The 12,452-nt window shown below is 54.5% G+C and carries 10 protein-coding genes and 1 pseudogene; 9 read left to right on the forward strand and 2 right to left on the reverse strand.

The genetic code is table 11. The features are described from left to right. Positions 1-401 (reverse strand): transposase (locus E4O97_RS07590; protein ID WP_248129869.1); only part of this gene is annotated, 401 nt, incomplete at its 3' end. Between the two features lie 484 nt (positions 402-885). Between E4O97_RS07590 and E4O97_RS07595 the strand changes: the two genes are divergently transcribed. The 9 genes from E4O97_RS07595 (at position 886) to E4O97_RS07635 (ending at position 11,670) form a co-directional block, all read left to right on the forward strand. Continuing rightward, on the forward strand, positions 886-1,431 hold the full coding sequence (locus tag E4O97_RS07595) for a fimbrial protein (RefSeq protein WP_248129871.1): 546 nt from the start codon (positions 886-888) through the stop codon (positions 1,429-1,431). A gap of 81 nt (positions 1,432-1,512) precedes the next feature. Beyond that, on the forward strand, positions 1,513-2,253 hold the full coding sequence (locus tag E4O97_RS07600) for a fimbria/pilus periplasmic chaperone (RefSeq protein ID WP_078822014.1): 741 nt from the start codon (positions 1,513-1,515) through the stop codon (positions 2,251-2,253). A 173-nt stretch (positions 2,254-2,426) separates the two neighbouring features. Continuing rightward, positions 2,427-4,976 carry a fimbria/pilus outer membrane usher protein gene (locus E4O97_RS07605; RefSeq protein ID WP_078822013.1) on the forward strand — a complete coding sequence of 850 codons (2,550 nt, stop codon included), beginning with the start codon at positions 2,427-2,429 and terminating at the stop codon, positions 4,974-4,976. A gap of 176 nt (positions 4,977-5,152) precedes the next feature. Next, positions 5,153-5,365, forward strand: coding sequence for a hypothetical protein (locus E4O97_RS07610; protein WP_078822012.1), 213 nt, complete (start codon positions 5,153-5,155; stop codon positions 5,363-5,365). Positions 5,366-5,421: 56 nt separating this feature from the next. Further along, positions 5,422-5,640 (forward strand): hypothetical protein, encoded by a 219-nt coding sequence (locus E4O97_RS07615; RefSeq protein ID WP_078822011.1) that lies wholly within the window; start codon positions 5,422-5,424, stop codon positions 5,638-5,640. Between the two features lie 97 nt (positions 5,641-5,737). Continuing rightward, positions 5,738-6,772, forward strand: coding sequence for a fimbrial protein (locus E4O97_RS07620; RefSeq protein ID WP_179119842.1), 1,035 nt, complete (start codon positions 5,738-5,740; stop codon positions 6,770-6,772). 37 nt (positions 6,773-6,809) lie between these two features. Then, entirely contained in the window at positions 6,810-8,084 is a 1,275-nt protein-coding gene (locus E4O97_RS07625) for an HlyD family efflux transporter periplasmic adaptor subunit (RefSeq protein WP_216091928.1), read from the forward strand. A gap of 11 nt (positions 8,085-8,095) precedes the next feature. Continuing rightward, complete coding sequence (locus E4O97_RS07630) at positions 8,096-10,255, forward strand: peptidase domain-containing ABC transporter (protein ID WP_078822008.1); 2,160 nt, start codon at positions 8,096-8,098, stop codon at positions 10,253-10,255. Beyond that, a complete protein-coding gene (locus E4O97_RS07635) occupies positions 10,255-11,670 on the forward strand; it encodes a TolC family protein (RefSeq protein WP_248131074.1) in 1,416 nt (471 codons plus the stop codon). Before E4O97_RS07630 ends, E4O97_RS07635 begins: the two co-directional genes overlap by 1 nt. 355 nt (positions 11,671-12,025) lie before the next feature. Here the strand turns inward: E4O97_RS07635 and E4O97_RS07640 are convergent. Beyond that, a pseudogene (locus tag E4O97_RS07640) lies at positions 12,026-12,452 on the reverse strand (cation:proton antiporter); the annotation flags it as partial.

The following is a 12,452-nucleotide window of genomic DNA, read 5'->3' on the forward strand; positions in this document are numbered from 1 at the left end:
ACCTTGGCCCGCGTCTGAGCTTTGCAGTACTCGATCTTGCGTTTGGCCTTGTACAGCAGACTGCGTTTATTCAACTTGGAATAGGTGCTGCGGCGAGCCGCGATTTGCCAGATCACTTTACGATTTTCATGCTCTTTACGTTGCTCGACACCGGTGTATCCAGCATCCGCATACACCGCGTTTTCTTCGCCATGCAGCAGCTCGGCGACCTGCGTGACATCGGCCACGGTGCCATGGACGTGATGAACCAATCCGATTCTGCATCGGCGCCAATATGGTTCGATCAGCTTTAAAAAAGCGCTCCAGGGCACGACCTGATCCATCTCGGCGAGGAAGCGTTCACGACGTGTCTGCTTGCGCTTGCCTGCGTATTCAAAGTCGGAAAAGCTCATCTGGCTCATGGGTAGCTTGGATCAGGGGACGGGCATATTTCAGCACATCTACGGACGTGTTCGGAGAATTTTTAGGTACTTACTAAGTATCAAATTGGTGCTGAATAATAGCTCGGAAATTTCCGATACGTATGGATTGAAAAGTATGTCAGGCATTGTATGAGTCAGCATGAAGTCGATAGGGAGCGTTGGCGTAAGTATCCGCTAATGGCACTGAATGAAATAGCAGAGTGGTCAGCGAGCACTCGCGTGTTCACCACGTCAAATACCCAAAAAAAGCTCGGAGAAGGTGGGATTATCCTCTGGGAAATTTCCTACATAAGGGGTTACGGTTTTAACGTGTAATTACCTCGCAAGCCTAATTGTGCTTGTTGTCATTACCTCGGTGTCTTCGAATTTCCAGTCTTGGGGATAAGGCTGTGGATGTATTTCGACTCACGTTTGTTGGGCTGATGGCAGGTCTTTGCTGAAAAATCATTTAAGGAAAAATAAATTGAAAATTAAAAACGCTTCGGTATTTGGTGCTTTGATAATTGCTGCAAGTTCTGTGTTTGTAGCGTCCACTGCAAGCGCGGCAGACGGCCTTATTAGCTTCGAAGGTGAAATCACCGATCAAACATGCAGAATCAATGGTGGTACTGGCCAGAACTTCACTGTCACTTTGCCAAAGGTTTCCAGCTCTGCTCTGGTAAACCCAGGTACTTGGGCTGGACGCACGGCGTTCAATATTCAACTGACAGATTGCAACCCACTAGTCGGCCCAGTGGCTGTCTATTTTGAGCCCGGTGCTGAAACCGATATCGCTACTGGTCGGTTGAATGTGGACCGTGGCACTGGTTTGGCGACCAATGTTCAGGTGGCTTTGTTGAACTCGGATACTACCGATATCCGTGTGGGTTCTGCTCAGCACAACTCGAAGTCGTCGAACCTGGTCGCCGGTGCGGCGACGTTGAGCTACTACGCCCAATACTATTCATTGGGTAACGCCACTGCGGGTAATGTTAGATCCCGCGTGAACTACACAATCGTTTATCAGTAATGCAATTAAGGTGCGATAGCTGCCGGCTATCGTGCCTTTCTTTTGTTTTTATTTAACCCCTTTTATTTTTGAGCGTTGCCGATGAACAAATACTTCTCTGCATGTGCCTGGAGCCTTTCATTACTCTTGTGTTTGGACGGCCCGGCTAAGGCTGATGTCGTCATTACGGGCACGCGTGTTGTTTATCCAGCGAACGCGCGCGATGTGTCTATTAAAATGACGAATGGAGGAACCAAACCGGCACTTGTCCAGGCCTGGGTTGACCGTGGTGACCCGAGCCAGTTACCGGAAGATAGCGATGCGCCATTTGTGCTGACGCCCCCGGTTTCACGGGTGGACGCAAACAGAGGGCAGACGCTGCGTTTGATGTTTACAGGTGCCGAGTTACCGCAGGACAAAGAGTCGTTGTTTTGGCTGAACGTTCTGGAAGTGCCGCCAGCGACAACGGTAGATGCGGCTGAAAATGAGCTTCAGTTGGCATTTCGATCGCGGATTAAGATTTTTTATCGTCCAGCAAACTTACCCGGCCTGTCGATTGAGGCTGCGGAGCAATTGCACTGGCGTGTCGTGCCGGCGGCTGGCGGTTGGGCTTTGGAATGCAGCAATCCTACGCCTTATTACATTTCTCTTGTCAGTGTCGGTATGACCGTGGCTGGCCGCACACATAATTCCAAAGAAGGCGGAATGGTCAGTCCTGGAGGTAAAGCGAGCTTTCCTCTTACGGACCTGAGCGGTAAACCAGGCGCAGATGTCCAAGTGGACTTTACGGCCATCAATGATTACGGCGGGGTTGAGGCCCATAAGAAAAAACTTGAGCAATAAACCAGCTGGTGGCTCGTAAGTGAAGGATTCACGATGTTATGAATATGATAAAGGTTGTGGGTCAGACATATAGTTGTTTGCGGTTAGTGAGTGGTGTTTTAAGGTCAGCCAGTTTTCGGTTGTCAAAGGTGACGGTAGTGACCTGCACCCTATGTTCATGGGGAGGGAGCGCCATGGCTGAGCTGTCGAGTGAGCCAGTGTCGGATGTAAACTTCAATAGTAAGTTTTTTTTCGGCAAGGAACCCGTGGATGTCTCTCGCTTTGCCAACGGCAACCCTGTAACGGCAGGAACCTACAGTGTTGATATGTATGTAAATGGTCTCTGGATCGGACGCGAAAGTGTGCTGTTTAAAACATTATCGAGTAAGAGAAATGCTGAGCCCTGTTTCAGCGCTGAGCAGCTTGATCGCATGACGATAGACACAAGCAAGTTGCAGTTGGGCGATCGTGCCAGTGGCGAATGTCAGGTTATTGATCAGTGGGTGCCCAGCGCATTAGCCGACTTCGACTCGTCCGAATTGCGCCTGGATTTGAGCGTGCCGCAAGTTGCGATGCGGCGTTCCGCGCGGGGTTATGTCGACCCCAAGTATTGGGATCGAGGGATTACCGCTGGGATTTTAGGTTACGACTTCAATACCTATGAGATGCGCAGTGACGACTTGGACACGACCTCATCCTATCTGGGACTCAATGCGGGTTTAAATATCGGAGATTGGCAATTGCGTCATGTCTCGTCAGTGACGTGGCAGACAGGTCTAAGTCGTCAATGGCAAAGAGTCGCAACGTATGCACAGCGTAATATCGCCCCGTGGACCAGTAGGTTAACGGTGGGAGAAGCTAACACCAGTGGCGAACTGTTTGACAGCGTGGGGTTTCGTGGCATTCAACTGGCCACTGATGATCGTATGCTACCAGACTCACTGCGCGGTTATGCCCCAGTGGTGCGAGGTGTAGCCAGCACTAACGCATTGGTGGAGATCCGCCAGAACGGTAATTTGATTTATCACGCGCCAGTGGCCCCCGGGCCATTCGAGTTCAATGACCTTTATTCGACAGGTTATGGTGGCGACCTGAATGTCTCGATCATTGAGGCCGACGGGCGTGTGCACGGCTTTAGTGTGCCTTATGCGTCAGTCGCGCAATCACTGCGTGCGGGACACTCTCGTTATAGTGTCACGCTTGGTCATGTTCATGAGCGTTTTTTAGACGATGAGCCTTACTTGTTCCAGGCTACGTTACAGCGAGGGCTCACTAATCTGTTTACTGGCTACACAGGTGTGGTTGCCAGCGATGGCTATGGTGCCGCGCAACTGGGCGGGGCATTCAATACCGGTTTTGGCGCATTTTCGCTGGACCTGACCCATGCAAGTACAGATATACCGGGTGAAAGTACCGAGAGTGGGCAAAGCTTAAAGCTCGGTTACAGTAAGTTGCTCAGTGAATCCGGCACCAATTTATCGGTAGCGGCGTATCGTTATTCAACGTCCGGTTATCTGAGTTTGCGTGACGCCTTGAGCCAACGTGAGTTCGCTAAAAATCGTCGACTCGACTTCGATGACATTGTACCTGCACGCGATTCACTCGACGGCCCTCTTGATCTGCGTCTTACTCAGCAAGCGCGGGATTTTGCCCAAAACCAAGCCTTGCGTCGTCAACGCAACAGTTTTCAGTTGACCATTACGCAGCCCTTGGGCGATTCATTTGGGTCGGTGTCTGCCACAGGTTTCAAGCGTAATTATTGGGCCGGTGGTGGCGACGACACGCAGTATCAAATTGCCTACAACAACCACTGGGGCAGTATGGGTTATTCGTTGTCCGTCATGCGGACACGGGATGTGGTCGGCCGCTCGAACAAGGAATATTACTTGAGTATTTCCTTGCCACTGGGTTCTGGGCGACATTCGCCTTCGTTCAGAAGCATGGTCACGCGTAATGACGAAGGCTATACCAACACTCAAGTGGGATTGAGCGGGACCGCAGGCCGCGATAGCAATTTTGACTATGGGGTGACGGCCGCTCGCGATACGCGTGATGAGATGGGCACCAGCGGTTCGGCTAACGTGCAATATCGTAGTCCGGTCACAACGCTGAAGGGGTCTTACGGGCACAGCAGCAGCTATAAGCAAGCATCCGTTGGGATGAGTGGAGCGCTGGTGGCACACAGTGAAGGGGTCACGTTTTCGCCTCAGATGGGCGAGACAATGGCACTTGTCGAAGCCGATGCTGCCAAGGGGGCGCGGGTCGTCAACTCTTCAGGTGTCCGAGTGGATGGGCAGGGGTACGCCGCGATTCCATACCTGACGCCTTATAGCTCGAACATTGTTGAACTGGACCCACAAGGCTTGCCGAGCAGTGTTGAGCTGCAAAGCAGCAGCCAACAGGTCGCACCGTTCGCAGGGGCGGTGGTAAAGGTCAAGTTCGCGACTGTCAAAGGCCGAGCTGTATTGATCCATGCACTTGGCCCTCAAGGGGACACATTGCCATTCGCGGCCGATGTCCTCGATGCCCAGGGGCAAAGTGTCGGCATGGTGAGCCAGGCCAGCCGCCTTTACGTACGAGGTATTCCCGATAGTGGGGCGCTGACCGTGAGGTGGGGTGAAAAGCCTGAGCAGCGTTGCTTAGTGAATTATCAATTGCCGCCCGTGACGCAAGAGCAAAAGACCAGTGCGCAACTACAAACGGTAAACGCGCAATGTGTGGCTATTCAGGGCGCTGTCAATTAACGAGTTAATACTCAGGCCGTGACCGCTGTTACCGCGTGATGGCATGTTATTGAACTGACGAGTGTCTACGAATCAAGAGCAGGGACCGCTGAAAAGAGTTGCAATGGCAAATTTTATTTGCCTGTAACACGTATGCGACAGATGTCGTTATTTTGAAAAACTGGAGGAGTAATTCCATGCAAGAGCTAAATGTCCAAGAAGTTGAAGCCGTTTCGGGTGCCGGTATTTTTGGTGCTCTTCAGGGGCTGATCTACGGCATGGAGTCGGGGACTATTGAAGGCGCACAAATTGGCCGCGGTGAAATCGGCTCTGCTGTCGCTTCGGTTACCGTTGGTATTGGCGCCGGTGTAAAAGGTTTTTTTGACGGCCTGTTTGGTGGTTGGTGGTAATACCCGGAAGGTTTCAGGGTTATTGGGTTGATATGAATTTTAACGGAGTGAATGTAATGCAAGATCTTAACTGCAAAGAAATCGACGCCGTTTCGGGAGCCGGGCTTGTTGACGCGTTGACCGGTTTTGGTAATGGCCTTTATGAGGGAACTAAAACCGGCGCTCAAATTGGTACGGGTAGTCTGGGGCTTGGGTCTGCCGTGGCTTCGGTCACTGTGGGTGTGACCTCTGCTCTGAGAGGTCTGTGGGACGGCCTTTGGAAACCTTGGTTCTAATGCCTAGGTGCGCAGGCGCTCAGGCGCCTGCGCATTTGAAACGGTGGAACACAAAAGGTTGTTCTCTCATTTTTTTACGCAGCAGATGACCATTGAAATGAACAAAAAAAACAGTTCGGGAAAAAAAACGGAGGGCGGCAGACCCAAAGATGAATTCAGGTCTGTTTTTTTGAGGCTGGCTCTATTTGTCATGTGTTCGGCAGGTTTGATACCGAAAGCCTTTAGTGCCTGTGCAACGACGCCTGTTATCCCTGCTGCGCAAACATTTTCGTTGGACGGCGGTATTCCTGTCTCGCCCAATGCCAGTGTTGGGTCTGTGGTTTATACGAAAACAGTGGTGTTTGCGTCGAATACGTCGACGCCTTATCTTACATGTTCCGACAATGAGGCGAGATCAAGGTATTGGTTTTTCAATAACGCTGCTTACGGCACCTATACCCCTGAAATACTAATGACTGCCGTCCCGGGATTGGGCTTGCGGATAAAAGGGCCGGACGGGCGTTATATTAGAGAGCCTCGCGAGAGCCAATCGTTGCCATCAGGTCCGCTGTCGCTGACTTATGCCGGTGAAAACACGCTGACCATTGAACTTGTGAAGATGAGTCCGACGTTAGGTGCCTTTAGTTTAAGAGCCATATTGGTTTCAAACATTGGCTACTATGTTGTAGCAGGGGGGCGCGAGCACCAAATCTGGAATGTTTACTGGAGTGGTGAGCTGCAGTCCTCAGCCGCGACCTGTAGTACCAGTGATATCAATGTGAGTTTGGGAAGGCATGCCTCTTCAATATTCACCAATGTGGGCGACAAATCCCCTGCAGTTCCCTTTGTTGTTAATGTCAAGTGTATAAACCGTACCCCTAATGTAGGCATACGACTTGATCCCGTGTTCACAGCATTGAATGCCGATAACGGCATTATTTCTCTTGATCCCAGTTCGGGTGCAAAAGGGCTCGGCATGCAGATCATGACGCAAACCGGCACGCCCGTGAATTTGAACCTGCCGATTAAAAACAGCGTCGCACCGGCGAATGACTTTGCCTTTGCACTTCAAGCCGCTTTTATCAAAACAGCCCCCATCGTGAGTGCTGGCATCGGTAAATCCTCCGTCATGGTCACTATCACTTACCAGTGATTTGTGGCTAACCGTTGCGTAAACGATTGAAGAAAAAATGACTCTCGAAAAGCCGTTATTCCGCCCCAAAGCGGTCGAGGCGCAAAAACTGCAGTGGCTGGGTGAGATCGTGATGATCCGCCCGACTTCCTTCACTGTGCTCACCTGGATGGCCGTGGCCATCGCGCTGGTGGTGATCGGCTTCCTTTTTCTGGGCAGTTACACCAAGCGCAGCACAGTGCCCGGCCAACTGGTTCCGGCCAGCGGGCAGGTGAAAGTGTATGTCCCTCAACCTGGCATCGTGCTTGAAAAGTTCGTGCATGAAGGCCAGATGGTTCAACGTGGTCAGCGGCTGCTGAGCCTCAGCAGTGAACGCTACGGAAGTGATGCCGGGCCTGTGCAGGCGGGTATCAGCCAGCAATTGCGTCAGCGCAGAGACTCGCTGGGCGATCAACTGGGCAAGCTGCGTGACTTGCAGGCTGGCGAGCGTGACAGCCTGACCAGCAAAGTTGCCAGCCTGCAGCGTGAGCTGGCGACGCTGGTAGAGCAGGCAGACAGCCAGCGTCGTTTAGTCGCGTTGGCCAGTGATGCTGCCGGGCGTTACCAAGGCTTGATGGACAAAGGCTACATCTCCATGGACCAACTCCAACAACGCCAAGGCGATCTTTTAGGTCAGCGCCAGAGTCTGCAAGGGTTGGAGCGCGAGCGTACGTCATTGCAACAACGGTTGTCTGAAAGTCGAACCGAGTTGGCCGGCTTGCAGAACCGCCAGGCCAATCAGCTTGCTGAGGTGCAACGCCAGCATTCGATGGTGGAGCAAGAACTGGCGGAAAGTGAAGCCAAACGTAATCTGTTGGTGACTGCACCTGAGGCCGGAGTTGCCACCGCGGTGCTGGCTGAAGTAGGGCAAACCGTTGATAGCTCACGCCCACTGTTGAGCATCGTACCGGCTGATACGCCGTTGCAGGCGGAGCTTTACGCACCGAGTAAATCCATCGGTTTCATTAAACCGGGGGACTCGGTGCTGATTCGTTATCAGGCCTATCCCTATCAGAAATTTGGTCAGTACCGCGGTCGCGTCCAGTCCATCTCCCGTACCAGTATTGCCTCCACGGAACTGGCGAGCATGGCGGGGAGCGTGCCTGGCCTGGCTCGGGATGGCGAGCAGTTCTACCGCTTGCGCATTCAGCTGGACGTGCAGACAGCACTGGCCTACGGCGAACCGCGGCCATTGCAGAGCGGCATGCTGCTGGAAGCCGATGTCCTCCAAGACACTCGGTTTTTATACGAGTGGGTGCTTGAACCGTTGTACAGCTTGACCGGCAAACTCTAGGAATACACTTCATGGCTTTTCTTGACACACTCGCGTTGCGCTTTGGGCGCCGCTTGCCGTTGGTATTGCAAACCGAAGCCACCGAATGTGGCCTGGCCTGTTTGGCGATGGTCGCAGGGTTTCATGGCTATCACAGCGATCTGATTGACCTGCGTCGGCGCTTCAATGTTTCGCTCAAGGGTATGTCATTGCGTCAGTTGATCCAGGCGGCTCATCAACTGCAATTGGGTACGCGTGCATTGAAGCTGGAGCTGGATAATCTGAGCGAGCTGAAACTGCCGTGTGTCCTGCACTGGAATTTCAGCCATTTTGTGGTGTTGCAGGCTGTCGATGCGCGGGGTGTGACACTGCACGACCCGGCCATGGGCATACGCCGGTTGAGCCTGGATGAAGTCTCAAAGTGCTTTACCGGTGTCGCCCTCGAGTTGTGGCCCGACAGCGGCTTCGAGAAGCAGGAAAACCCGCCGCGAATCCATCTATGGCGGATGATGGGCAAGGTTTCCGGGCTATATCGCTCGCTGGCTCAGGTGCTGCTGCTGGCGGTGGTGCTGGAGGTGTTTTCGCTGATCAGCCCGTTCTTCCTGCAATGGACGTTGGACCATGTCATTGTCAGTGACGATCGTGACTTGCTGAGTACCCTGGCTCTGGGCTTCGGTCTGTTGTTGCTGATGCAGCAAGCCGTCAGCGGGGTGCGTGCCTGGGTCATGATCCATATGGGGACGTTACTCAGTGTGCAATGGCAGGCGAACGTGTTCACGCACCTGCTGCGCCTGCCTACCCAGTATTTTGAGAAGCGTCATCTGGGTGATGTGGTCTCGCGCTTTGGTGCGGTGAACAACATCCAGCAAACGCTGACGACCGCCTTTCTCTCGGCGGTGCTGGACGGTTTGATGGCCATCGCCACCCTGGGGATGATGCTGCTTTACAGCCCGCGCCTTGCGGCGATCGCCATTGTGGTCATGAGTTTATACGCGCTGGGTCGCTGGATCTGGTATCGGCCGTTGCGCAATGCTACGGAAGAAGAAATTGTCCACGCTGCACGTCAACAGAGCCACTTTCTTGAGACCGCACGCGGCATCCGCTCGTTGAAGCTGTTCCAGCGTCAGGATGAACGGCGTTCGGTGTGGCTTGGCTTGCTGGTGTCGCAAATAAACGCCGGGCTGCGTACGCAAAAGTTGCAGCTTTTTTACCAGCAACTCAATGGTTTGCTATTCGGCGTCGAGAATCTGCTGGTGATCTGGCTTGGCGCAACCATGGTGATGGATGGCGAGTTCTCCGTCGGTGTGTTGATCGCCTTTACGGCCTACAAGACGCAATTCGATACCCGTGTGGCCAACCTGATCGACAAGTTTTTCGAATTGCGCATGCTGCAACTGCAGGGCGAGCGCCTGGCCGATATTGTGCTCCACCCGCCGGAAGACAGCCTGAGCAATATCGATGCGCAAAGCCTTCGTGATCGTGAGGCAAGTATTGAGGTCGCAGGGCTGCGCTATCGCTATTCGGATCAGGACCCATGGGTACTCGACGGCCTGGATTTGCGGGTGAACGCCGGAGAATCGGTCGCTATCATCGGCCCTTCGGGATGCGGCAAGAGCACGCTGTTTAACGTTCTGTTGGGCATTCTCCCGCCGCAGGAGGGGCATATCCGCGTCGCGGGCCTGGACCTGTCGCAGTTAGGCCTGGAGGGCTTGCGCGAACTGGTGGGCACGGTCCTGCAGGATGACGTGTTGTTTGCCGGTTCACTGGCGGAAAATATCAGTTTTTTTGACTCGCATATGGACCTGTCCTGGGTGCAGGAGTGTGCACAGATGGCAGCCATACACGATGACATCATCAGTATGCCCATGGGCTATAGCACCTTGGTCGGTGACATGGGCACGGTGCTTTCCGGCGGGCAGAAACAACGGGTGATGCTGGCACGAGCATTTTATAAAAGGCCGCGTATTCTGCTGCTCGATGAGGCTACCAGCCACCTTGACGTACAGTGTGAGCAGCGGGTTAACGCCGCTATTCAAACGCTGCGCATCACTCGCATTATGATTGCCCACCGTCCGGAAACCATCGCTTCGGCGGACCGGGTAATCGTCATGGGGCAGGGGAGGGTAGTTCAGGACGCAGGGCATGAGCGCCGACATCCAGTCATTGATGCAGCTCCTGGAGCGCCACTCTGATGCGCAGGTTCTCGGGGCTGTTATTGGGGGTCATTGGCGTTCTGCCCTGTGCCAATGCCTATGAGCCGGATGTGTTTGGTACGACACGTGAGATGCCGACTCAGGCGGCCTATGACAACAGTCGGGGTAACCTTGCGTGCAGTTTTGGGACCGTCCTCGGGGAGTTGACGTTGGAGGAGGTGATTGAACGCATCCTTTGTGGTGACCCACAGACCCGTCTTGCCTGGGCGAACGCTAAGGCCCAGGCCGCCCAGGTCGGGGTTAGCCGTTCGGCATACTTACCACGCCTTGATGGGCGGATCGAGAAAAGCCGCGGCTATATGGACAGGGATAATCAGGATTTCCCACAGCAATCGGCTGACGGCTCCCGTCGAGGACACAGCGGGGCTTTGGAACTGAGTTGGGTGCTGTTCGACTTCGGTCGCCGCAGTGCGGCGTTGCGTAATGCACAGGAACTCCTGCTGGCCGCCAATGCCAGTCAGGATGCGACGTTGCAGAACACCTTCACCCTGGCTGCTCAAGCCTATTACAGCGCGTTAGCCGCACGACGCAGCTTGGTTGCTGCGCGCCAGGTCGCGGAACTGGCGGCACAAAACCTGGAAGCGGCCGACGCTAAATATAAGGCGGGCGCGGCTGCGCTTTCCGATCGTTTACAGGCACAGACGGCATTTTCCCAGGCGAGTTTGAACCAGGTTCGTAGGGAAGGCGCCTTGCGCAACGCACTGGGGGGTATTTCCGTGCGCATGGGCTTGCCTCCAGACACGCCCTTGCGCTTGGCCAGTGAGCTTGAAGTCAGACCCGATACAGGGTTTGTAAAAGCCATTGACGAGTTGCTGGCTCAGGCCCGACGCGAACATCCCTCGATGCTCGCTGCCCAGGCGCGCTTGCGGGCGGCGCAGGCATCCGTAGATGAAAGTCGTGCAGCCGGACGCCCCAGCGTGGCGCTGACGGCCAACCTGTCGCGTAGCTATAGCGATCAGGTGCAGGATTTTGGCGGGGATACCCGCGTGTTCGACCGCAGCATTGGATTGCAATTGCGTATTCCTCTATTCGAGGGGTTTGGGCGCAACTATCAGACTCGCGCAGCCCTTGCCCGTCAGGAAGCGAGTGAGGCGGAACTGGCCAGTATCGAACAACGGGTATCACTGGAGACTTGGGACAACTATCAGTCGCTGAGTATCGAGACCCAAAGCTTGGCGCGTACCAGTGAACTGGTAGAGCAAGCGCGTCAGAGCCTGGATGTGGTGCAGGGGCGTTATCGGTCGGGGATCGGTAGCATGATCGAGTTACTTAATGCCCTGACTGCCTATGCTAGTGCCGAAGAGCAACATATTCAGGCGCTTGCCGATTGGCAGACGTCACGCCTAAGACTTGCTGCGAGCCTCGGGCGGCTTGGCTTTTGGGCACTGCAGTAACGTATTCGGGATTTGTTGAGCATTACATCAGTGACAAGATGCTGCGGTCGCCGGCAGCACTGTGACTCGGTCGGGTCGTGCACCGCAGCAAGCTGGTAGATCAACACACCCAAGGCGGAGCAGGCGCTGCAGGTGTTTCAACAAACGGGGGACGCGGTGATTCATGTACGCCTGGGTTTCGTATTGCCGAGGATCATGGACTTACCGGCATGCATTCCACCCACCACTTCCAGCGCCAGGCGCTCGGTGTCCTTGCGGCGCAGATTTTCCATGTGGGAATCCCGCTTTGACCAATTTGTCCGGCGCCTCAACGCCTTCCAGATTAGCCTTGGGCTTTGGCCCCCAGCGGCGGTGTGGGGGGCAGCGCCATGGAGAGCACTACTATGGCCGTCATATTGGCATTGACTGCTGGGTCTATCACTCCCTTGGCCAGAGTGGCGCCAAAGAGAACGAAGGCAAACTCACCACCCTGGGCCATCAGCACCGCGCGGTCCAGGGCATCGGCGTGGGTGCTTTTCATCAGCCAGGCCAGGCTGTAAATGCATAGTGCCTTGACCACCATCAGTGCCATCACGCCGGCCAGGATCTGCGGCAAATTGTGCGCAACCACCGTCAGGCCCAGCGACATCCCCACACCCAGGAAGAAGAGGCCGAGCAGCAACCCACGGAAAGGCTCTAGATCTGCCTCGAGTGGGTGGCGGAAGGTCGACTCCGACAGTAAAACCCCTGCTAGGGATGCTCCGATCAACTTGCCGTATGCCGGCGGCCAGTCGCAATTTTCC

This window comes from Pseudomonas sp. W15Feb34 (assembly GCF_023127765.1).
Taxonomy (GTDB): Bacteria; Pseudomonadota; Gammaproteobacteria; order Pseudomonadales; family Pseudomonadaceae; genus Aquipseudomonas; species Aquipseudomonas synxantha_A.